Origin of the sequence: Leisingera sp. NJS201 (genome assembly GCF_004535885.1) — a bacterium.
Taxonomy (GTDB): domain Bacteria; phylum Pseudomonadota; class Alphaproteobacteria; order Rhodobacterales; family Rhodobacteraceae; genus Leisingera.
Genome location: NZ_CP038234.1, coordinates 2217436 through 2239074 on the forward strand (window position 1 = coordinate 2217436; position 21639 = coordinate 2239074).

16 protein-coding genes, 1 tRNA gene and 2 pseudogenes are annotated in these 21639 nt (G+C 62.6%); 13 read left to right on the forward strand and 6 right to left on the reverse strand.

Going from position 1 to position 21639, the window contains the following annotated elements; translation table 11 throughout:
* Position 1: 1 nt before the first annotated feature.
* From ETW23_RS10930 to ETW23_RS10940, 3 genes are read left to right on the forward strand one after another with little or no spacing between them, the layout of a single operon-like run.
* Positions 2–1228 (forward strand): MFS transporter, encoded by a 1227-nt coding sequence (locus ETW23_RS10930; RefSeq protein WP_134830006.1) that lies wholly within the window; start codon positions 2–4, stop codon positions 1226–1228.
* Complete coding sequence (locus ETW23_RS10935) at positions 1225–1773, forward strand: DUF3833 domain-containing protein (protein WP_134830007.1); 549 nt, start codon at positions 1225–1227, stop codon at positions 1771–1773. Before ETW23_RS10930 ends, ETW23_RS10935 begins: the two co-directional genes overlap by 4 nt.
* 59 nt (positions 1774–1832) lie before the next feature.
* Complete coding sequence (locus ETW23_RS10940) at positions 1833–3350, forward strand: cryptochrome/photolyase family protein (protein ID WP_134830008.1); 1518 nt, start codon at positions 1833–1835, stop codon at positions 3348–3350.
* Positions 3351–3660: 310 nt separating this feature from the next.
* Here ETW23_RS10940 and ETW23_RS10945 read toward each other — a convergent pair.
* Both ETW23_RS10945 and ETW23_RS10950 read right to left on the reverse strand, forming a co-directional pair.
* Positions 3661–4713: pseudogene (locus ETW23_RS10945) on the reverse strand (IS5 family transposase).
* Positions 4714–4866: 153 nt separating this feature from the next.
* Complete coding sequence (locus tag ETW23_RS10950) at positions 4867–5049, reverse strand: transposase (RefSeq protein WP_134830009.1); 183 nt, start codon at positions 5047–5049, stop codon at positions 4867–4869.
* 304 nt (positions 5050–5353) lie between these two features.
* On the opposite strand from ETW23_RS10950, the gene ETW23_RS10955 reads away from it, so the two are divergent.
* Complete coding sequence (locus ETW23_RS10955) at positions 5354–7567, forward strand: methyl-accepting chemotaxis protein (protein ID WP_134830010.1); 2214 nt, start codon at positions 5354–5356, stop codon at positions 7565–7567.
* Between the two features lie 85 nt (positions 7568–7652).
* On the opposite strand, the gene aroB is transcribed toward ETW23_RS10955, so the two are convergent.
* Complete coding sequence (gene aroB / locus ETW23_RS10960) at positions 7653–8759, reverse strand: 3-dehydroquinate synthase (protein ID WP_134830011.1); 1107 nt, start codon at positions 8757–8759, stop codon at positions 7653–7655.
* Positions 8759–9349 carry a shikimate kinase gene (locus ETW23_RS10965; protein ID WP_129371105.1) on the reverse strand — a complete coding sequence of 197 codons (591 nt, stop codon included), beginning with the start codon at positions 9347–9349 and terminating at the stop codon, positions 8759–8761. The genes aroB and ETW23_RS10965 overlap by 1 nt, the downstream gene beginning before the upstream one ends.
* Positions 9350–9430: 81 nt before the next feature.
* On the opposite strand from ETW23_RS10965, the gene ETW23_RS25150 reads away from it, so the two are divergent.
* The 8 genes and pseudogenes from ETW23_RS25150 (at position 9431) to ETW23_RS10995 (ending at position 18382) form a co-directional block, all read left to right on the forward strand.
* The gene (locus ETW23_RS25150; protein WP_164982734.1) at positions 9431–9580 is read left to right on the forward strand and encodes a hypothetical protein; all 150 of its coding nucleotides are present in this window, start codon (positions 9431–9433) and stop codon (positions 9578–9580) included.
* On the forward strand, positions 9570–11087 hold the full coding sequence (locus tag ETW23_RS10970) for a hypothetical protein (protein ID WP_134830012.1): 1518 nt from the start codon (positions 9570–9572) through the stop codon (positions 11085–11087). The genes ETW23_RS25150 and ETW23_RS10970 overlap by 11 nt, the downstream gene beginning before the upstream one ends.
* Positions 11088–11108: 21 nt before the next feature.
* Entirely contained in the window at positions 11109–12032 is a 924-nt protein-coding gene (locus tag ETW23_RS10975; RefSeq protein ID WP_134830013.1) for a site-specific tyrosine recombinase XerD, read from the forward strand.
* 82 nt (positions 12033–12114) lie between these two features.
* Positions 12115–13425, forward strand: coding sequence for an HlyC/CorC family transporter (locus ETW23_RS10980; protein ID WP_129371108.1), 1311 nt, complete (start codon positions 12115–12117; stop codon positions 13423–13425).
* Between the two features lie 13 nt (positions 13426–13438).
* The gene (locus ETW23_RS10985) at positions 13439–15073 is read left to right on the forward strand and encodes a hypothetical protein (protein ID WP_134830014.1); all 1635 of its coding nucleotides are present in this window, start codon (positions 13439–13441) and stop codon (positions 15071–15073) included.
* A 109-nt stretch (positions 15074–15182) separates the two neighbouring features.
* Positions 15183–15353 (forward strand): annotated as a pseudogene (locus ETW23_RS26765) (FAD-dependent oxidoreductase); the annotation flags it as partial.
* Positions 15314–17599 carry an FAD-dependent oxidoreductase gene (locus ETW23_RS10990; RefSeq protein ID WP_254695005.1) on the forward strand — a complete coding sequence of 762 codons (2286 nt, stop codon included), beginning with the start codon at positions 15314–15316 and terminating at the stop codon, positions 17597–17599. The pseudogene ETW23_RS26765 and the gene ETW23_RS10990, both read left to right, overlap by 40 nt.
* 201 nt (positions 17600–17800) lie before the next feature.
* Entirely contained in the window at positions 17801–18382 is a 582-nt protein-coding gene (locus ETW23_RS10995; protein WP_129371111.1) for an NTP transferase domain-containing protein, read from the forward strand.
* 105 nt (positions 18383–18487) lie between these two features.
* On the opposite strand, the gene ETW23_RS11000 is transcribed toward ETW23_RS10995, so the two are convergent.
* Positions 18488–20614: a Hint domain-containing protein gene (locus tag ETW23_RS11000; RefSeq protein ID WP_254695006.1), complete on the reverse strand. Its 2127-nt coding sequence runs from the start codon at positions 20612–20614 to the stop codon at positions 18488–18490.
* 586 nt (positions 20615–21200) lie between these two features.
* On the opposite strand from ETW23_RS11000, the gene ETW23_RS11005 reads away from it, so the two are divergent.
* Positions 21201–21518: a hypothetical protein gene (locus ETW23_RS11005; RefSeq protein WP_134830015.1), complete on the forward strand. Its 318-nt coding sequence runs from the start codon at positions 21201–21203 to the stop codon at positions 21516–21518.
* A 31-nt stretch (positions 21519–21549) separates the two neighbouring features.
* Here the strand turns inward: ETW23_RS11005 and ETW23_RS11010 are convergent.
* Positions 21550–21639 (reverse strand) — tRNA-Ser (locus ETW23_RS11010).

Below are 21639 nucleotides of genomic sequence, written 5' to 3' on the forward strand. Positions count from 1 at the left end.
CATGCTGTACCCCCGTGTCAGCCTCTATGCGATGATGCTCGCTTCGGCGGGGATACCGCTCTATATCCACCTGCCGCAGTTCGCATCGGTCAATCTGGGCATCGGTCTGGCCGCACTTGGCGGCATCCTGCTGGCAATCCGGCTGTTTGACCTGGTGCAGGATCCGCTGATCGGCTGGGCCATCGACCGCTGGCCGCAGATGCAGCTTTGGTTCGCGCTGGCAGCTGCGGGCGGGCTGGCGGTAGGATTCCCGCTGCTGTTCAGCCTCTCCGCTGGCCCCCTCGCGCTGCCCAAGCTGGTGCTGGTCCTGCTGCTGCTGTTCTCGGCCTACAGCCTGGGCATGATCCTGCTCTATGGCCGCAGCGCCACGCTGGCCAGGCAATCCACCCCGCGCGCGCTGCTGACACTGGCCGCCTTCCGCGAGGCCGGAATGCTGAGCGGTGTGATCCTCGCCGCCATCGCACCGGCGGTTCTGGTGGCGCTCGGGGCTGCGGGCCAGGGCTATGGCGCCTTCGGGCTGGTCCTCGGCGGCCTTGCCCTGTTCACCGCCGCGGCCACCCTGCGGCTGTGGCGGCGCCCGGCCGTCACCGGCCAGCCGCTGTCGGTCACGGCCCTGACCCGGGCCGGCGCGCTGCGGCTGCTGGCGCTGGCGGTGCTCAACAGCCTGCCGGTGGCGCTCACCTCCACCCTGTTCCTGTTTTTTGTGGAGGACCGCCTGCAGCTCCCCGGCCATGCCGGGCCGCTGCTGGTGCTGTTTTTCCTCAGCGCCGGGCTCAGCGTGCCGCTCTGGGCACGGCTCAGCCAGCGCATTGGCGCGAAACAGACGCTGCTGATCGCCATGCCGCTGGCCATTGCCAGCTTTGCGGGCGCTGCCTTCCTCACCCCCGGCAGCCTCATCGGCTTTGCCGTCATATGCGTCGCCTCGGGCGCCGCGCTTGGCGCCGACATGGTGCTGCTGCCCGCCATGTTCAGCCTCGCGCTGACCCGCGCGGGCCTCAACGCGTCTGCCGCCTTCGGCATCTGGTCCTTTGCCGGCAAACTGGCGCTGGCGCTGGCCGCCGCCCTGGCGCTGCCGCTGCTGGAGCAGCAGGGGTTCCAGCCCGGAACGGACAACAGCCCGCAAGCGCTTAGCGCCCTTGCCGTGTCCTATGCCGTCCTGCCCTGCGTTCTGAAAACCGCCGCCTTCGCCTTTGCCCTGACCCTGCCATCAGAGAGAGCAACCGCATGAAACTCCTGACCCTTGTCCTTGCCATCATCGTGCTTGTGATGATCGCAAAAACCTATTTGTTCAGCTTCCGCTTCCAGTCGCCGCAGGATTATGCGGACACCGGCCCGCAGTTCATCCTGACCCAGCACCTGTCCGGCGAGATCCTGTCGGAGGGGGTGGTTTTCGGCCCAACTGGCAAGATGGCCAACAGCTTCACCGCCAAGATGGTGGGCGAATGGGACGGCGATACCGGCACACTGAGCGAAGAGTTCACCTATTCCAACGGCGTCACCCAAAGCCGGAAATGGTTCCTGACCCTCGGACCCGACAACACCTTCACCGCCACGGCAGATGACCTGGCCGGAGAGGCCAAGGGCATCGTGTCCGGCTCCACCGTGCAGCTGACCTACGAGATCATCCTCCCCGAAAGCGCAGGCGGTCACACCCTTAAAGCCACCGACTGGCTGTATCTGACAGCTGACGGGGTGATCATGAACAAGTCCGAAATGCGCAAATTCGGCCTTAAGGTTGCGGAACTGGTCGCCACCATGCGGCCTGCCAGCTGACCCCTGACGGTGATACCCGATGACCTCCTTCTGACGATCAGACCGGTGAGCGCAGCCTTATCCTCATCCTGGGCGACCAGCTGAACCGCAACATCGCCGCGGTCAAGCGCGCAGACCCTGACCGCGACATCGTCCTGATGGCGGAAGTTGCGGAGGAAGCCGGTTATGTCCAGCACCACAAGAAGAAGATCGCGTTTCTGTTTTCGGCAATGCGCCACTTTGCCGAGGCGCTAAAGGAGGACGGCTGGCAGGTGCATTACGTGCGCCTGGACGACCCGGATAACTCCGGCAGTCTGACGGGCGAGATCGACCGGCTGCGCGCAGACCATCCGGAGGCGCGGGTGGTGGTCACGGAGCCCGGAGAATACAGGCTGAAATCCGCGCTGCTTAACTGGGCGGAACAGGCGGGCGCCGCCCTGGACATGCGGCAGGACAGCCGCTTTCTCTGCTCCCATCAGCGGTTCCGCAAATGGGCCGAGGGGCGCAAGCAGCTGCGGATGGAGTATTTCTACCGCGACATGCGTCGCGATACCGGGCTGCTGATGGCCGGCGATAAGCCGGAGGGCGGCAAGTGGAATTTCGACCACGAGAACCGCAAACCCGCCGGGGGCGGATTGTTCCTGCCGCGCCCGCCGCAAACCCTGCCCGACGGCATCACGGAGGATGTTCTGGACCTTGTAGACGCCCGGTTCGGCGGCCATTTCGGCTCTCTGCGCCCGTTCTGGTTTGCGGTCACCCGGGACGGCGCGCTGGAGGCGCTTGAAAGCTTCGTTGAACAGGCGCTGCCGGATTTCGGAGACTATCAGGACGCCATGCTGGAGGGGGAGCGGTTCCTCTACCATTCGGTCCTGTCGCATTACATCAACGCGGGCCTGCTGGAACCGCTGGAGGTCTGCCGCCGGGTCGAGCGCGCCTATTACGAGGGCCTCGCGCCGCTGAACGCGGCCGAGGGGTTCATCCGCCAAATCATCGGCTGGCGCGAGTACACGCGCGGGATCTACTGGCTCAACATGCCGGGCTATACAGAGCGGAATTTTCTGGAGGCCACCCGCTCCCTGCCCGGCTTCTACTGGACAGGCGAGACAGGCATGGCCTGCCTGGCTGCCGCCATCACCCAGACCCGCGACGAAGCCTATGCGCATAACATTCAGCGGCTGATGGTGACGGGGAATTTCGCCATGCTGGCGGGCGTTGACCCGCATCAGGTGCACGAATGGTACCTTGCGGTTTACGCCGACGCCTATGAATGGATCGAGGCGTCGAATGTGATCGGCATGAGCCAGTTTGCCGACGGCGGCCTGCTGGGATCAAAACCCTATGCCGCCAGCGGCAACTACATCAACAAGATGTCGGACCATTGCTCCAGCTGCCGTTACGATGTGAAGCACAAGACCGGCGCGGGGGCCTGCCCGTTCACCCCGCCCTACTGGGACTTCCTTTCGCGCAATGCGGACAAGCTGCGCGAAAACCCCCGCCTGCGTCAGGTCAACAGCATCTGGCACAGGATGAGTGCCGGACAGCAAGACGAATATCTGGAAACTGCCCGGCAGGTACTGGAGCAGAATTGCGACGAATAACCTTGCCTTATGTAATTTTGCCTGTCCGTCCACAAGCGCAGGATCGCGTTCCTAACGACAACTCAGAAAGTACTGGGGAATTCACCTTGTAGCTTGCTTGCCATTAGTCGAAATATCCGCGTCTTGGATGCTGACACATCCGAGGATGAATTTTTCACCTGATCTACTCGCTGCTTCACACTCGCAAGGAATGTCTTTTCAATGTTGTTGCACCGCAGCATCCAGCCAAGAAAACGAATACCCGGATTGGGCCGAGGCGGCATTGTTGCAGAACCCATCAACTGAGCGAGTTTTCCCTTTCCCATTGAGTTCAGGCCATGCGTTCGAGCTCGGCCATGCCGAGTTCGTTGAAGCGGTTCATGAGAGCGATACGGATGTGGATTTCGGCGGTCTGGCGGTCAGGGTCTCGTGAGGCGATGCGTTCGCCGAAGGATTTCAGGCATCGCATCTTTGCCTCGATCCGGCTTCGGGCATGATAGCCGGTCCATCGCTTCCAGATGGCTCGCCCGAGGTGCCGGGTGGCGCGCAGGATCTCGTTGCGAGCCGTCGCGGCCGGACAGTCTTCCTTCCACAGGCGCCCGCTCTTGCGGATGGGGATGACGGCGGCGGCGCCTCGATCCAGGATGGCCGCATGGCAGCGGCGCGTGTCGTAGGCGCCATCACCGGTCACGGTACTGATCTGTTCCTCTGGCGGCACCTGGCTCAGCAGTTCGGGCAGAACCGGACTGTCGCCTTTGTCGCTGGAGGTGAACTCCACCGCCCGGATGCCGCCGGTGCCGGTGTCCATTGCCAGATGAACTTTTCGGTATTGGCGCCTGCGATGGGTTCCATGCTTGCGGGCCGGCCCCTCGCCATCGCCGAGGAACTTGATCCCAGTACTGTCCGCTGCCCGGCAGGGTATTGCGCAGCAATGCCCGAGAGGGAACCAGCAGGTTCAGCGGGCCTGCCGCGCGACGGCCCGATATCTGGACGGTGATGGGCTTCTGGCGCCGGCTCAGGGTGGAAAAGCCGGGCACCGGCCAGTCCAGCCCGGCCATCGTCAGGATGCTGCCCACCATCCCGCCTCGCCATGGTCACTCGGACCAGTGGCGTTCCCATGGCTCGATTTGCCTCAACGGCAGGCCGAACAGCACTTTCACCATCAAACAAAACTGGATCGCCGCATCCGAGAACACAGCAGGGCGACCGTTGCGGCCGGCCCTGGGTGCCAGCCACATCATGTCCTTGTCCAGCCAACCTCTTGGGACATTGCTGCGCAATACCCTGCCGGTCAGCGGATCAGCAGCGAGCCGCGCTGCTTCAGCGCGTCGTTGCAGGGCTTCCAGTTCGTCGTGCGGTGGCGGGCGGGTTCAGGCTTGCTCATGCGAGCTTCTTAACCCACCGGATTCTCAAGGTGAATCCGCATTGGTCAAGTTCTGCAACAACGCCGTACCGTGCTGCAGAATGTAGCACCAACGGGGCCGTGTAGCACTTTTTTCGCGCCAAGTTCCAGCGCCCCTAGTCACGCGCTGCCGGGTCACCACCATACCGGTGCCGCCATGACCTCGGTTTCTATCCTTTTGGTGACCGGCTCAAATACGTTCATGGCCCGGCCGCACCAGTCCAGCAGCGTGCTGTCCGGAACGTCCGCGCCCATGCGGGCGTAGATCCCGTTGAGGTGGAAGGGCGGCACGTGGTCATCAAACTTGAAGGCCAGCACATGTAATGCCCGGCAGGCTGTTGCGCAGCAATCTGCCGCGAGGGGTCAGCAGGCCCGGTCCTACTTCCCGGGATATTCCCTTGGGCGAGGCTCAAATCCTCCTTTGGCACCGCATCCCTGTCTCGATGTGCCGTGATCTTTCGCATGCACGCTCGAGCCAATGGCGCTGCACATGCTCAATGTTCAGCGTTGACAGGCCAACACCCGGATCATCAGCCCGCTGGTCAGTGCAATAGGCGAATATTAAGACATATCGAATATGCTGAATTGAACTAACAGTATTTTTGCAGCAAGGATTCAGACTATGAGTATGCGATTTCTAGGGCATCTGCCGGTCAAAGCAAAGATCGCCATTCTGGTGGCCGCCCCGCTAATGCTCTCACTGTGGTTCATGGGGCAGACACTGCTTCAGCTGAACAAAAACGCCCAGGTCAACACTGCCGAGGCAGGCGAAGTGATCGAGAACATGAGCAGCCTGGTTCACAATCTGCAGCTGGAGCGCGGCCTCAGCGCCTCATATTTGGAAAGCTCTGCCACGGCTGTTCCGGAAAAGCTGGTCCAGGTCCGATTGCAAAACAACACCGCGATGGAGGCCTATCTGGCCGAGATCAGCCACATTGATAAATCCCTCCTCCCGATTGAGGCGGTGCAGGCCATCCAGTTTGCCCGGGCCGAACTGGCCAAGAAAAAAGACATCCGCAAAAAGATCGACGGGCACACGCTCTCGCTGAATCGGACTATGGCCTACTACACGGATCTGAACGCGGCACTCATTCAAACCGGGCTATCGCTGGCACAATCCATTGACAATCCGGTGATCTCGCAAGAGGCCGTCGCGCTGTCCTTCTTCATGCGCGCAATCGATGCTGCCGGGCTGGAACGGGCTGCAGGCGCTGTCGGCTTCAAGCATGGCTGGAAGCCGGCCGACCGGGAGATCTTTGTCGCCTATCACGAACAGTTCAAGGAACGCCTGTCGATGTTCATGGACTTTGCAACTGCGAAAGACCGCGAAACCGTCCAGGGGCTGTTCACCTCCCCTGAGATGAAAAAGTTCGAGGATACCCGCAAGGCCATCCTAAGCGGCGGATCCCAGACAGAAATGACGGCTGAACAGTGGTTTGCGGCGGCCAGTAAAGCGCTGAAGGTGCTCCAGAAAAAAGAGGGGTTCCTGATTGAGCACCTGGAACGGGACATGCAGGCATTCGATGCGGACAACAAGTTTCTGCTGGCGGAGATGGCAGTGTTCACAGCTGTGCTTCTGACCGTTGTTCTGGGCCTCAGCGTGACTATTGCACGGGACATGACCAAGAGCCTTTCGATTCTGAATGTCGCGTTGAAGAAACTTGGCAGCGGTGAAACAGATGTTGACGTGCCGGGTTCAAACCGCCGGGACGAGATTGGTACGGTGGCCCGCAATGTGGTGGATCTGCGCTCGGTGACGCAGCGCAAACAGGAAGAGCGTATGGAGGAGGAAAAACAGCGCCGCGAAGAGGTCATGACTGTTGCGCGCCGCATCGGCGAAGCGCTGATGGATCTCCAGCACAAGCGTTTGGACAAGCCGATCACAGAATTCTTCCCGGAGGAGTTCAAATCGATCCGGATGGATATGAATGACTCGCTGAATGCCTTGAGCGTGTCGATCTCCAATATCGGCGAGCTGACCAGCAGCGTTGACGAAAGCACCAAATCCATTGCCGAAGCCTCTATGGACCTGGCCCACCGCACCGAAGCGGAATCGGCAACGCTGGAAAAGACCACCCATTCGATCAGCGAGCTGACTGCCAATGTTCAGCAGTCGGCAGATAATGCCGGCCGGGCGGAACAATTGGCGAACAGCGCCCAGAACGGGGTTAAATCCTGTGATGCGGTGGTCAAAGATACCATTGCGGCCATGGACAAACTGCAGGAATCCTCACAGGAAATCTCGCAGATCACCAAGGTGATCCAGGATATCGCTTTCCAGACCAATCTTCTGGCACTGAATGCCGGGGTTGAGGCTGCTCGCGCCGGCGAAGCAGGCCGCGGGTTTGCCGTGGTCGCCAGCGAGGTGCGGATGCTGGCGCAGCGCTGCGCTGATGCAGTCCAGCAGATTGACGGGCTGACTGCGCGCAGTTCCGAACAGGTCAAAAACGGTGCTGCACTGGTGGATCAGGCCGGCACCGCAATGTCGGAAGTAAACGACCAAGTCGCCGAGATTTCCGGTCTTGTCATTGAAATTGCCAGCAATATGAAGGAACAGTCTTCGCAAATGGGCGACGTCAACACTGCCGTTGGCGAGCTTGAGATGATGGCACAGCAAAATGCCGCCATGGCCGAGGAAACCACTGCAGCAACCACCTCGCTGTCCGAGCAGGCCCAGGAGCTGCGCGAACTGGTCCAGCAGTTTGCCGTCGGCGAGATTGCGCAGTCCGGAAACGCGCAGGCCGGACCGGGGTTCTATGCGCCTCCGGCACCCGCAATCGACTTTGATGCAGATGATTGGGACGATCAGGATTTTGGCGGCAGCGCCGCAGCCTGATCCGCTATGGACCGGAGTTAGGATATTAATGAATCGGGCAGCCTCTGCGGCTGCCCTTTTTGCTTTGCGGTATTGTTTTCCGGTCTCAGGCCCCGGCGCCGCGCAGCACCTCCAGCACCGTTTCAGGCGGGACATCTCCGGTTACAAACGCTTCGCCAATGCCACGGGCCAGGATAAACCGCAGCTGACCGGCAACAACTTTTTTGTCTTGCCCCATCAGATCCAGCAGCACCTCTGCCCCTGGCAGATCGCCCGGAATGTCGGCCAGATCGGTCTTCATGCCCATCGCCTTGAGATGCGCCCGCACCCGGCTGGGGTCCTCTTGCGAGCACAGCCCCAGCTTGGCCGACAGCTCAAACGCCAGGGCACAGCCGATGGCCACGCCTTCGCCATGCAGCAGCCGGTCCGAATAGCCCGTGGCCGCCTCCAGCGCGTGGCAGAATGTATGGCCCAGGTTCAGCAGCGCCCGGTCGCCCTGCTCGGTTTCGTCGCGAACAACGATATCCGCCTTCATCTGAACCGAACGCGCAACCGCCTCAACCCGCGCTGCAACATCGCCTTCGGCCAGTGCAGGGCCATGCTCTTCGAGCCAGGCAAAGAACTCCGCATCGCCCAGCAGCCCGTATTTCACCACTTCGCCGTAGCCGGACAGGAAATCACGCGGCGTCAGGGTTTCAAGAACGGACGTATCAGCCAGCACCAGCGAGGGCTGGTGAAACGCTCCGATCAGGTTTTTGCCCTGGGGCGCATTGATGCCGGTCTTGCCGCCGACCGAGCTGTCGACTTGCGCCAAAAGCGAGGTCGGGATCTGCACAAACCGCACACCGCGGCGCAGTACCGCCGCCGCAAATCCTGCCAGGTCGCCGATCACACCGCCGCCGAAGGCCACAACAACATCGCCCCGCTCGACCTTCTGCTCCAGCAGCCATTCAACCGCGCGGGTGAACTGCGGCCAGCCCTTGGTCGCCTCTCCCGGCGGCAGCGCCAGCGCGGTCATCTCAACGCCTGCCGCGGCCAGCCCGGCGCGTAATCCTTCCAGATGTTTCTCCGCCACGGTCTCGTCAGTCAGCACCGCCACCTGCGGCCGCTTCAGCAACGGCTTGATCCGCTCGCCCGCCTGCGCCAGCAGGCCGGGGCCGATCACCACATCATAGGCGCGCCCGCCCAGGGGCACATGAACCGTGCGCTCCATCAATTCCACTCCAATACATCGGGGCGGGCCTGCAAGGCTTCCAACACCCGGTCAACCATGGTTTCAATTGCCGCCTGGCCGTCGGAAACAACGGTCAGATCCGCCTTGGCATAAAGCGGCACCCGGTCGCGGAACAGGCCGCTAAGGGTCGCACGCGGATCGGCTGTGCGCAGCAGCGGCCGGGTGTCGCGGTGGCGCACCCGGTTCCACAGAACCTCCAGATCGGCCTGCAGCCAGACAGAGACCCCTTTGGCGGTAATCACATTGCGGTTTTCTTCCGCCAGAAACGCACCGCCGCCCGTCGACAGGACACCGCGCTCTTCCTCCAGCAGGCGCGCGATCACCTGCCGTTCCTTTTGGCGGAAGAACGGCTCACCGTCGCGGGCAAAAATCTCGGGGATCGTCATGTTGGCAGCGGCCTCGATCTCGTGGTCGCTGTCCAGGAAAGGCACATCCAGCCGGGCCGCCAGCGCCCGCCCCACGGCGGTCTTGCCGGCGCCCATCATGCCAACCATCACGATGGTCTTCTTCAGTTTCCCCGGCACCGGGCCTGCTGCCTTCTGGCCGCTGCTTTGCTCTTTTTCGCTCATTCTTCAGTGAATGACGTGATCTTGCGGAAAAGGGAATATATAACTTGGGCAAAAGAGCAGGAAACAGGCTTTGGATATACTATGGGGCGATTGATTAAGTATCTGGTCTATTTGGCGGTTCTGGCGGCTATCGGGCTGGTGGGCTATGCCTATGTCGGGCCTTGGTTCGGTGCGGATTTCCGCGCGCCGGCCACCGAGGTTCGCAAACCGGTGGTGCTGAATGCGGATTAGGGCGGCTGCCGCCGGGGTGGTGATGGCGGGCAGTGCGCTTGCAAATGAACCCCTGGCGGCGATTGACTGGCTGAACCAGCCGCAGCCGCGCAACGGGCTGCCCGGCACTGTGCTGCTGGAGCCGCCAGTGGCAGGCACGGCTGCATTTCCGTCCGTTTCGGTCACAGCTTTGGAAACACTGGTGCCCCCCATCGGGCTGGTTCCGGCCTCGGCAACCGGCCTGCCGGCCGATCTGTGGCGCGGCAGCAATGCCGATGATGTATCGCATCTGATCGAAACCGTTCCGGTGCGCGGCAGCCCGGCGATGCAGGCGTTGCTGTTTACACTGCTGCTGTCAGAATCCCGGCCGCCGGCCGCGGCAGGCGACCGGATTCTGCTGGCCCGGCTGGACCGGCTGCTGGCGCTGGGGGCCACGGATCCCTCCCAGGCTCTGGTCGAACATGCAGGCCCCACGGACAACAAGGACCGCTTCACACGCTGGTTTGACGCCACCCTTTTGACCGGCAGCGAGGACGCCTCTTGCGCCGCCCTCACCGCCTCGCCGCATCTGTCGGACAGCTATGCCGCCAGGATCTTTTGCGCGGCGCGGCGCAGCGACTGGCCCACGGCGGCGCTGATGATGGAAACCGCCCACGCGCTGGAATTGCTGCCCGAAAACCAGATGCAGCTTCTGGACCGCTTTTTGAACCCCGATCTGTTTGAGCTGGCGCCGCCGCTGCGCCGCCCGCCCGACCCGGATCCGCTGACCTTCCGCCTGTTCGAGACCATTGGCGAAGCGATGCCCACCGCCCCCCTGCCGCCAGCCTTTGCCGCGGCAGATCTGCGCGACATTGCCGGCTGGAAGGCGCAACTGGAGGCGGCGGAGCGGCTGGCGCGTGCCGGGGCGCTCAACCCCAATCAGTATCTTGGCCTGTTCAGCGCCCGTAAACCCGCCGCTTCCGGCGGCATCTGGGACCGGGTTGCGGCAGTCCAGCAGTTGGAAAGCGACCTTGGCTCCGGCAGTGCAGACGCCATCGCCCGCTCGCTGCCCCGCGCCTGGGATGCAATGCAGCAGGCGGGCACCGAAACCGTGTTTGCCGACCTCTTTGGCGAGCCGCTGGCGCGGGCAAGCCTGAGCGGCCGGACCGCCGCGCTGGCCTGGCGCATCCGCCTGTTGTCGCCGTCATATGAATTGGCCGCGCATGATGCCCAGGCCGCCGGTGCGAATGACCCGTTCCTGGCAGCACTGGCCCAGGGCCGGCCTGGTGACGCTGCCGCCCCGTCACCGATGGCCAAAGCCATAGCATTGGGGTTTGACACAACGGCCCCGGTGCCGCCCGCGATCCGGCAAATGCTGAACAACGGCCAGCTGGGCGAAGCGATCCTGCGCAGCATGGTGATGTTTGCCCAAGGTGCCGACGGCAATCTGGGCGACCTCACCGCAGCGCTGGCCGCGTTCCGCGCTGTCGGGCTGGAGGACACCGCCCGCCGCGCCGCCTTGCAGCTGATGCTGCTGGAGCACCAGTGAGATGGCGCCCCCCGGGACAATTTGCAGTGGATCTCAACCTTCCTCGACGCCCAGGCGGCCGAAGCGGGCGCCTCGCAGAACACGCTTCTGGCCTATGGCCGCGACCTTAAGGACCTGACCGCCTGGCTGGAACACCGCACCCTGGATTTTCTGACTGCCCGCCAGGACGATATCGAGGCCTATCTGATCAATTGCGACGCGCAAGGACTGGCCCGTTCCACCCGGGCGCGCAGGCTGTCAGCGGCCAAGCAGATTTACCGCTTTGCGTTTGAGGAAGGCTGGCGCGAAGACAATCCGGCGATCCAGATCCGCGGCCCTGGACGCGAGAAGCGCCTGCCCAAAACGCTGGATGTCATCGAGGTCGACCGCCTGCTGGATGCCGCGCGCCAAACCGGCCGCAGCACCGCAGACCGGCTGCGCAACACCTGTTTGATGGAGCTGCTCTATGCCACCGGAATGCGGGTCACCGAGCTGGTCTCGCTGCCGGTTTCCGCCGCCCGCGGCGACCCGCGGATGCTGCTGATCATGGGCAAGGGCGGAAAGGAGCGCATGGTGCCGCTGTCGCCGCCTGCGCGCGAGGCGCTTGCGGTTTGGCTGTCCACCCGCGACGAGGCCGAGGCGCAGCGCGAAGCCAAGGGCCATCCGTCCTCGCGGTTCCTGTTCCCCTCGCGCGGCAAATCCGGCCACCTGACCCGGCACCGCTTTTACCTGCTGATCAAGGAACTGGCAGTCACCGGCGGCGTTTCTCCGGACAAGGTCACACCGCACACGCTGCGGCACGCCTTTGCCACGCATCTGTTGGCCAATGGCGCCGACCTGCGCGCAATCCAGGCGCTGCTCGGCCATGCCGATATCGCCACCACCGAAATTTACACCCATGTGCTGGACGCCCGCCTGCAGGAACTGGTGCTGGAGCATCACCCGCTGGCCAAGGATACGCGCTGACGCGCTGCTAGAACTTGAAGCGCCTGCGGCAAATCCCCATAAATGCAGCGAACATTCAACTGACCGGATCTCTGGACCTCTCATGGACACTGCCTCCACCGTACTCGACAGCGCCTTCTGGACCACTGCCGGGGCCATCGTGCTGCTGCTTGTCCTGTCCGGATTCTTCTCCGGCTCGGAAACTGCGCTGACCGCCGCCTCGCGCGGGAAACTGCGCAGCCAGGCCGATAAAGGCTCGCATGGCGCGCAAAAGGCGCTCAGCGTCACCGAAGACAGCGAAAAGCTGATCGGTTCCGTCCTGCTGGGCAACAACCTGGTAAACATCCTGGGCACGTCGCTGGCGACGGCCCTGTTCACCCGTGCCTTCGGCGAAAGCGGTGTCGCCCTGGCGACACTGGTGATGACCGTTCTGGTGCTGGTTTTTGCCGAAGTGCTGCCCAAGACCTATGCCATTTCCAACGCCGAAAAGGCCGCTGCGGCTGTTGCCCCGGTGATCGGCGTTCTGGTCACCTTGCTGGCGCCGGTGGTTGGTCTTGTCCGGCTGCTGGTGCGCGGGGTGCTCGCCATCTTCGGCGTGCGGATTGATCCCGACAGCCACATCATGGCGGTGCGCGAGGAAATTGCAGGCGCGCTGCATCTGGGCCACTCCGAAGGTGTGGTCGAAAAAGAGGACCGCGACCGCATTCTTGGCGCGCTGGACCTGTCCGACCGCTTTGTCGAAGAAATCATGCTGCACCGCTCCCATATCGAGATGATCGACGCCAACGCCGAGCCGGACACTATCCTAATGCAATGCCTGCAAAGCCCCCACACCCGGCTGCCGGTGTTTCGCGGCGAGCAGGAAAACATCATCGGCGTGGTTCACGCCAAAGATCTGTTCCGGGCGATGTATGAACAAGCCGGCGGTGCGGATGGCGATGCTGGCAAGCTAAAGTTCTTTGATATCTCCGGGGTCGCCAAGGCCCCGTATTTTGTGCCCGAAACCACTACGCTGGACGAGCAGATGCGCCAATTCCTGCGGATGCGCTCGCATTTTGCGCTGGTGGTGGATGAATACGGCGCGCTGCAGGGGCTGATCACGCTGGAGGATATTCTGGAAGAAATCGTCGGCGAAATTACCGACGAATTCGACCCCGACGAGGAAAGCATCGTCAAGAAGACCACAGATGGATCTTATCTGGTCGATGGCGTCACCACCATCCGCGACCTGAACCGCGCCACCGACTGGAACCTGCCCGATGAGGAGGCCAACACCATTGCCGGCCTCGTCATCCACGAAGCGCAGATGATTCCGACCACAGGCCAGGTGTTCTCCTTCCATGGGTTCCGCTTTGAAGTGACCGAGCGCGAGGGCAACCGCGTGACGGGCCTCAAGATCCGGCCTTTGTCGTGACAGGGATCCGCGCATGACCCGTGCGGCGGGGCTGGCCTGGGGCTGGTTCGACAGCATCATCCTGGACCTGTTCCGCCAGCTGCGCTGGTCCTTTCTACCGCCGCTGCTGATCTATTTTGCCTATGGCGCGCAGGGTATAACCACCGTCACCGCATCGTTTTTCGTCAAGGAATACCTGGACTTTTCCGCCGCTTTTCTGGCGGGTCTGGCATTTTGGGTCGGCCTGCCCTGGGCGCTGAAGATGCCGCTGGGGCACCTGGTCGATCTGATCTGGCGCTGGAAATACCTGCTGATCCTGCTTGGTGCCGGTCTGATGGCCGGCAGCTATGGCATCCTTGCTGCCATCGTGCTGGAACCTGCAATGATGGGCACCGTGATGCCGCTGGGCGCCTGGTATGTCACCGCCGCGCTGCTGGCCCCTTGCGGATATGTGCTGCAGGATGTGGTGGCTGATGCCATGTCGGTCGAGGCCGTGCCCCATGCAGATGACCACGGCCGCCCCCTGCCCGAGGCTGAAACCAAATCCCTGCACACCACCATGCAGACCTTTGGCCGTATCGCGCTGATCGGCGGCTCCAGCGCCGCTGCCGCGCTGAATGTTGCCCTATTCGATGGCGCCGATGCGCTGCCTCAAGCGGCAAAGGGCGCGCTTTACGGTTTTGTCTTCAGCCTCGCGCTGCTGATCCCGGTCATTTCCCTGTCCGGGGTCGCACTGGCGATCTGGCAGAAGTGGCGCAAGGCCGCTGCGCTGCGCCGCGCCGGAGTGGCCGAGGCTGAGATCCGCGCCCGCATTGAGCTGCCCCGCGAGCCGGTCACCCCCAACCACTGGTATTTCATCGGCGGCGGCGGCTTTGTGGCGCTCTCCCTCGCCGTGGGCCTGGGCGATGTGCCCTATTCGCAGGAGATCGTCTTTGCCGGTTCCATGGCCATCGTCCTGTTTCTGATGCGCCAGCTGGTCTCGGTTCTGCCAACGGACCAGGCCCGCGCCCTGATCGGCACCGCCATCATCATCTTTGTCTATCGCGCCACGCCCCTGCGCGGCCCCGGCGCCACCTGGTTTGAAATCGACGTGCTGGGGTTCGACCAGCAGTTCCTGTCAGTCCTGGCTCTGATCACTTCGCTGCTGACGCTGGCCGGCATGCTGATTTTCCGCCCGATGATGGCCAGCCGCCCGATCACCTGGATCGTCGCCTTCCTTGCCATTACCGAGGCCGTCCTCAGCCTGCCCAACATCGCGCTTTATTACGGCGCCCACCACTGGACCGCGGCGATGACCGGGGGCGTGATTGACGCCCGCTTCATCGCCATGGTCGACACCGCCGTCGAATCCCCGCTGGGCCAGGTCGCGATGATCCCGATGCTCGCCTGGATCGCCCGCAACGCGCCCTCGGGGCTGAAAGCCACTTTCTTTGCGGTCATGGCCTCCTTCACCAATCTGGCGCTGTCGGCCTCCAGTCTCGGCACCAAATACCTGAACGAAATCTTCGAAGTGACCCGCGAGGTCACGGATTCGGCAGGCACTATTACCACCCCAGCCGATTATACCCAGCTGGGCTTGCTGCTGATCACTGTTGGCGTGATCCTCCTCCTGGCACCGCTCACTGCAATATTTATCATTCAGAACAGCCGCTTCCGCACATCTGAGTAACGAAACCGCAGCCTGACTGCCCATAAGCGGCACGCGGTGCCGTTTTTCTGCTGGACTACTGTTCACTTCTGTACAGAATGCAGGCAACACCTACTCAGGGGAGGCCCACATGAAAACCACCACCCGCGTGGCAGTTATCGGCGGCGGCGTCGTCGGCTGCTCAGTTCTGTATCACCTGACCAAGCTCGGCTGGTCCGACGTCATGCTGATCGAACGTTCAGAGCTGACCTCCGGCTCCACATGGCACGCGGCGGGCGGGTTTCACACCCTCAATGGCGACACCAATATGGCGGCGCTGCAGGGCTACACCATCAAGCTTTACAAAGAGCTGGAAGCGATCACCGGCATGTCCTGCGGGTTGCACCATGTGGGCGGCGTCACCCTGGCCGAAACCCAGGAACGCTTCGACATGCTGAAGGCGGAACGCGCCAAGCACCGCTTCATGGGGCTGGAGACCGAAATCGTCTCCCCGAAGAGATCAAGAAGATCGCCCCGGTTACCAACACCGACGGCATCATCGGCGGCCTGTATGACCCGCTCGACGGCCACCTAGACCCCTCCGGCACCACCCACGCCTATGCCAAGGCCGCGCGCATGGGCGGCGCCACCATCGAAACCCACTGCAAGGTGATCGAGACCAACCAGCGCCCGGACGGCACCTGGGACGTGGTCACCAACAAAGGCACCGTGCACGCCGAACATGTGGTCAACGCAGGCGGCCTCTGGGCCCGCGAGGTTGGTGCCATGGCCGGTGTCTACATGCCCCTGCACCCGATGGAACACCAGTATATCGTCACCGACGAGGTGCCGCTGATCGCCGAGATTATCGATGGCGGCGGCGAGCACCCCCATGTGATGGACCCGGCCGGCGAAAGCTACCTCAGGCAAGAGGGCCGCGGCCTCTGCATCGGCTTCTACGAGCAACCCTGCAAACCCTGGGCGGTGGACGGCACACCGTGGGACTTCGGGCATGAGCTGCTGCAGGACGACTTCGACAAGATCGAGGATTCCATCAATTTCGCCTACAAACGCTTCCCGGCGCTGGAGGCTGCGGGCGTGAAATCGGTGATCCACGGCCCCTTCACTTTTGCCCCCGACGGCAACCCGCTGGTGGGCCCGGTTCCCGGCATGCGCAACTACTGGTCCGCCTGCGCCGTCATGGCCGGCTTCAGTCAGGGCGGCGGCGTCGGCCTGATGCTGGCCCAATGGATGGTGGAGGGCGAATGCGAGCGCGACACCTTTGCAATGGACTGCGCCCGCTTCGGCGGTTGGATCACACCCGGCTACACCCGCCCTAAAGTCATTGAAAACTATCAGAAACGCTTCTCCATCGCCTACCCGAACGAGGAGCTGCCCGCGGCCCGCCCGTTCCGCACCACGCCGATGTACGACATCTTCGATGGCATGGGCGCGGTCTGGGGTGCGCAATACGGCATTGAAGTCCCGAACTACTTCGCGGAAGGCGACGAGCCGCGCTACGAGACCCCGTCCTTCCGCCGCTCCAACGCGTTTGAGGCCACCGCGCGCGAGGTCAAGGCGGTCCGAGAAAACGTCGGCATCAACGAGGTCCACAACTTCGGCAAGTACCTGATCAAGGGCACAGGCGCCCGCGCCTGGCTCGACCGCATCATGGCCGGCCGGGTGCCGCAGCCGGGCCGTCTGTCGCTGACACCGATGCTGTCGCCCAAAGGCCGCCTGATCGGGGATTTCACTATCTCCTGCCTGGCGGAGGAAGAATTCCAGCTCACCGCCTCCTATGGGAGCCAAGCATACCACATGCGCTGGTTCCTGCAGAACCTGGACGATGGCGTCAGCCTCGAGAACATCTCCGACACCCGCAACGGCTTCCAGATTGCAGGCCCCAAGGCGCGCGCGGTGCTGCAAGCCTGCACAAGGGCCGACATTTCGGACATGCGGTTCATGGATGTGCGCCGCCTGACCGTGGGCATGGCCGACTGCATCGTGCAGCGGGTCAGCTACACCGGCGATCTGGGCTATGAAATCTACTGCGACCTGCCCTCGCAACGCGCCCTGTGGGATGCTCTTTGGAATGCAGGCCAGCCGCACGGTATGAAACCCTTCGGCATGCGGGCGATGATGTCGCTGCGCCTGGATAAATTCTTCGGCTCCTGGCTGCGGGAATTCTCGCCCGACTACACCGCTGCCGAAACCGGGCTGGACCGTTTTATCTCCTTCAAGAAGAACGCAGATTTCATCGGCCGCTCCGCCGCCGAGGCTGAACGCGACACAGGCCCCGCGCGCCAGCTTTGCGCCTTTGAGGTAGAGGCAGACGACGCAGATGTGGTCGCCTATGAACCGATCTGGCTCGACGGCGCCGTCGCGGGCTTCTGCACCTCCGGCGGTTACTCGCACCACGCGCAGAAATCCGTCGCTCTAGGCTTTGTTCCAACGGACCGCGCCCAGGACGGCCTTGAGGTGGAGATCGAAATCCTTGGCAATATGTACAAGGCCCGCCTGATCACTGAACCGCTGTTCGACGCCGACGGCGCCCGGATGCGCGGCTAATGCCTCCAGGCAGGTCAGCAAGCCTGACCTGCCTGCCCCCTGTTGCCAGGCCTGCGCACGCGGCCCCAGAGCAGTTCCGCAACGGATCGGTCAGCGTCTCTGACCTAGCGGGTTTTCCCTGGACCCGTCCTTTCATCTTTCCCAAAATACTCCCGCCGGAGGCATCCGACCTTGCGGCCCAATGCAAAGGCCCGGAAAACCATGACCGCCATCGCCATTCTCCTGCTCGCAGCCGGCGCCTCATCCCGGATGCATGGCCGTGACAAGCTGATGGAGGATGTGGACGGCCAGCCTCTGCTTGCCCTGATGTGCCGCCGGGCGGCGCTTACCGGTCTGCCGGTGTTTGTGACCTTGCCCAGCGAAACCCATCCCCGTGCGGCCGCAACCGGCAGCGCGATCCCGGTCCCGGTTCCCGACGCGGCTGAGGGCATGGCCGCCTCGATCCGCCGCGGAATCGCAGCACTGCCTGAACAGACTAAGGCCGTGATGATACTGCCTGCCGACATGCCGGAGGTTGAGACGCAGGACATGCTGCATCTGGCCGCGCATTTCCCTGGTGATGGCAGCCCGGTCCTGCGCGCTGCTTCAGAGGACGGCATCCAGGGCCACCCGGTGCTGTTTCCGCGCCGCTGTTTTGCCGCCCTGAAAACCCTCCGCGGGGACCAGGGTGCCCGCAGCCTCCTGAAATCCGAACCGCCGCAGATGGTGCCCCTGCCAAAGAACCATGCGCTGACCGATCTGGACACGCCCGAGGACTGGGCCGCCTGGCGCAACCGCCGCTGATCACCAGCATCACCCCTTCCAACGCAGAGAAGGCAGGGCCCAAGGCCCTGCCTTCCTGCGCTTTGCTCTTCTCTGCTGTTTCCCCCAAAACAGCAGCAGCATTTCTCAATGCACGAGCAGATGCGCCTCGTGTTTCCGCAACGACCGTCGTGCCGCGGAATAAGCCGCCCGGCCCTTCTCCGACTTAAGATCCGGGAACAGCTCGAACAATTCGTTGCGCTGTGCGTTATCCAGCCCGCGCAGCGACTGGTCGCCCGGCTGAAAGCTCTCGGTCCAGGCGCCATCGGACAGCACAACCTCGTGCTGGTCGAACATGAAGTGGATATAGGTCACCTCGGTGGTCTCCACTGCGTCGACGCCCGCCAGCCCGGTCAGATGCTTGGCCGCCACCAGAACCTCGCGGTCCTCGAAATACAGCGCCGTCTTATCATTGGCGACCAGTACCCGGTGGTTGGGGCTGACCATCATGTCGCGCTCGGGCAGACCATTGCCCAGGGCGCCCTGGCGGATCAGCACCGGTTGCAGATGCGCGGCGCTGTTCAGCTCGCGGCCCTGCAGCGTGCGGGTACCGATCCAGCGGATTTCCTGAATGCCGTTGTCGCGGGTGATCACCCGGTCGCCAGCCTGCAAATCTTCGACCCGGCGTTCCCCCAGCGGGGTGGCGATCAGCGTGCCGGGCGTGAAGCAGGGAATGATCTGCTCAATCTCGCCAAAGGTCATCGAGCCGGTCACAGCCCCGTCGCCATCAAGGAAGTTGACGGTTCCCGAGATGCTGTTGCCGTCTGCATCGACGGTGACACCGCTGAGTTCAAACGGGCCGGTTCCTGTCAGGTCCAGGGTGTCGAAATCGTCACCGCCCGAGCCGCCGTCAACTTCGTCGCCGGCATTGCCGCCCAGGAAGGTATCGCGCCCGGCGCCGCCGGACAGGGTATCGGCGCCCTGGCCGCCGGTGATCAGGTCATTGCCGGCCCCGCCGCGGACGATATCGTCATCAATACCGGCATCAATGGTGTCATGGCCCGAGCCGCCGGAAATGTCGTCGTCATCGTCCTGGCCAAAGATCAGGTCATTGCCCGAGCCGCCGTCAATCGTGTCCATGCCGTTGGTCGGGTCCGGATCCGCCGGACGGCCGTCGCTGCCGTCATCTGTAATGTTCAGCCCGTCCGGGAAGGACGGATTCAACCCGCCATAGATGGTGTCGCTGCCGCCGCCGCCCAGCAGGATGTCGGAACCTTCGCCGCCGGTCAGAACATCTGCCTGGGAGCCGCCGTCGATGGTGTCATCGTCGATGCCGCCATCAATCACGTCCATACCCGAACCGCCGTCAATCAGGTCGGCATCATCCCCGGTAGAGATGGTATCATTGCCGGCGCCGCCCAGAACGGTATCGCGATCGTCAAACGGATCGGCATCCGCCGGGATAAACGGAATGTCGGGGTCGGTGCCGGTGTAACCCGGAAAGCCGCGGTCCGGCAGCGGAATGCCGCTGTCCTTGGAGGTGTCGATCACATCATCGCCGTCGCCGCCCTCAACCGAGTCGGAGCCGTCACCGCCGTCGATGGTGTCATCGCCGCCGCCGCCAAGAATGGTGTCGTCACCCTCGCCGCCGGTCAGGCTGTCGTCGCCCGGCACAACCGGGTCGGCCGGATCGGAGGAATAGTCGAAATGCGCATTGTCGAGCGTCGTGCCCGAGGTACCCAGGTCCACGATCAGCTTGACGTCGTTGAAGTCCCTGTCGCCCAGGTTGCGAATATCCTCAAATCCCAGCTGGACAGAACCGTCCGGGAACTCAAAGATCCCCTTGGTATGGTCCAGCCCGTCCGGGTTCAGATCCGCGTTGTCGCCATAGCCGGACGAGTAATACGTGCCATGCGGGCTGACGATGCCGACACCGACAACCGCGCCTTCGGGCGCATCGTAACTATAGGTTTCGCCGACATCCGCGTTGGCGTTCTGCGACAGCATCACGACATTGCTGATCTCGCCGGTCGACGGATCAATGGTGTAGGCAAAGACCTTGTTCTGGAAGGCCGCGCTGGTCGAGGAGATGGTAATCTTGACCGGTTCATTGGCGCCGGAGACGCCATCGCCCAGGATCAGGTCATCGCCGCTGCCGCCGTCGACAGTATCATCGCCCGCGCCGGCATAGATGCTGTCATTGCCACTGCCTGCGATGATGACATCATCATCCGGCCCCGCCGCCGGGCCGGTGGCATCGGCGTTATCAACCATATCGCCTTCCGGATCGCCGGTGTAAGCCGCATTGATCAGGTCATCCCCGAGGTGCCCTCAACAATTCCGTTCAAGGCCGCATTCGGCATATCGGTACTCTTCGCCATCACTCTCTCCTCACCGGTCTGGCCCCAAACCCACCGTTCGGGCCAGCCGGACAGCCGCACAGCCATGCGGAACTTCGCAGTCAAAACACCAGCCCAAGCGGAGAGAGGGCCAGAACGCGCAAACGCTCTGGAGTGCACGCCGGAACAGCGCACAGCCGATAAGCAAAAGCTCTCAGATCAGTGGCAGGCAGGCATCAGCAGCCCATGGACTTAAGCTAAATTTTAGCAGTCCACCACAGTCCAGCAGCTTGCAGAACTCGCCCCCCCAATGGGCTAGAACATGCATACGTTAGGTACCTCCGGCCACAAAGCCAAAAAATTGCCTAAAATTCCCCCCATTGCGCCATTCGAGGCAATTGAGACGGCGCAAGCCAGTGCCGGATAACGATGATTGTCTCGCAAACCGGATACAATCCGAGGGCCAAACTTGCACTTCCAGCACAAATTTCCCGCACCCGTTGTTTGAGGGAGTGAAATTGTTGCCAAATCCGAAACAAGGGCAAAATACGGCGGCACCACCGGTTTTCCGCTCCCTCAGCAAGCTGCCCTTAGGGAAATGGTGTGGAATTGATTTCAATCCTTGCCGTTTGCAAAGTTTGTTTCTCAATGCGGCGGGAATGCCGGACAGATCATTCGAATCGGACGGCCTATGCGGAAGGTCATCGCAGCCGTGCGGAAAAGTAAATAACGCTGAAGAGTTTATTCAATCCACAGGCATTTGTCCGCTGACCGGCCTGCCCTTGATGCAAGAACAGCCGCTGCAACCCGCTCTTCATCGCCAATTTGGCCATGCCTGAAGCAACTGATGTTCGTTTACAATGTGGGTTATGGCGGAGAGACAGGGATTCGAACCCTGGAGACGGTTTCCCGCCTACACACTTTCCAGGCGTGCGCCTTCGACCACTCGGCCACCTCTCC

What these genes read in the sequence shown, in the direction of transcription:
- ETW23_RS10930 (WP_134830006.1), top strand. Translation starts at nt 2, where the DNA reads ATGCTGTACCCCCGTGTCAGCCTCTATGCGATGATGCTCGCTTCGGCG.
- ETW23_RS10935 (WP_134830007.1), top strand. Translation starts at nt 1,225, where the DNA reads ATGAAACTCCTGACCCTTGTCCTTGCCATCATCGTGCTTGTGATGATC.
- ETW23_RS10955 (WP_134830010.1), top strand. Translation starts at nt 5,354, where the DNA reads ATGAGTATGCGATTTCTAGGGCATCTGCCGGTCAAAGCAAAGATCGCC.
- aroB (WP_134830011.1), bottom strand. Translation starts at nt 8,759, where the DNA reads ATGGAGCGCACGGTTCATGTGCCCCTGGGCGGGCGCGCCTATGATGTG.
- ETW23_RS10965 (WP_129371105.1), bottom strand. Translation starts at nt 9,349, where the DNA reads ATGAGCGAAAAAGAGCAAAGCAGCGGCCAGAAGGCAGCAGGCCCGGTG.
- ETW23_RS25150 (WP_164982734.1), top strand. Translation starts at nt 9,431, where the DNA reads ATGGGGCGATTGATTAAGTATCTGGTCTATTTGGCGGTTCTGGCGGCT.
- ETW23_RS10970 (WP_134830012.1), top strand. Translation starts at nt 9,570, where the DNA reads ATGCGGATTAGGGCGGCTGCCGCCGGGGTGGTGATGGCGGGCAGTGCG.
- ETW23_RS10980 (WP_129371108.1), top strand. Translation starts at nt 12,115, where the DNA reads ATGGACACTGCCTCCACCGTACTCGACAGCGCCTTCTGGACCACTGCC.
- ETW23_RS10985 (WP_134830014.1), top strand. Translation starts at nt 13,439, where the DNA reads ATGACCCGTGCGGCGGGGCTGGCCTGGGGCTGGTTCGACAGCATCATC.
- ETW23_RS10990 (WP_254695005.1), top strand. Translation starts at nt 15,314, where the DNA reads ATGGCACGCGGCGGGCGGGTTTCACACCCTCAATGGCGACACCAATAT.
- ETW23_RS10995 (WP_129371111.1), top strand. Translation starts at nt 17,801, where the DNA reads ATGACCGCCATCGCCATTCTCCTGCTCGCAGCCGGCGCCTCATCCCGG.
- ETW23_RS11000 (WP_254695006.1), bottom strand. Translation starts at nt 20,614, where the DNA reads ATGGTTGATAACGCCGATGCCACCGGCCCGGCGGCGGGGCCGGATGAT.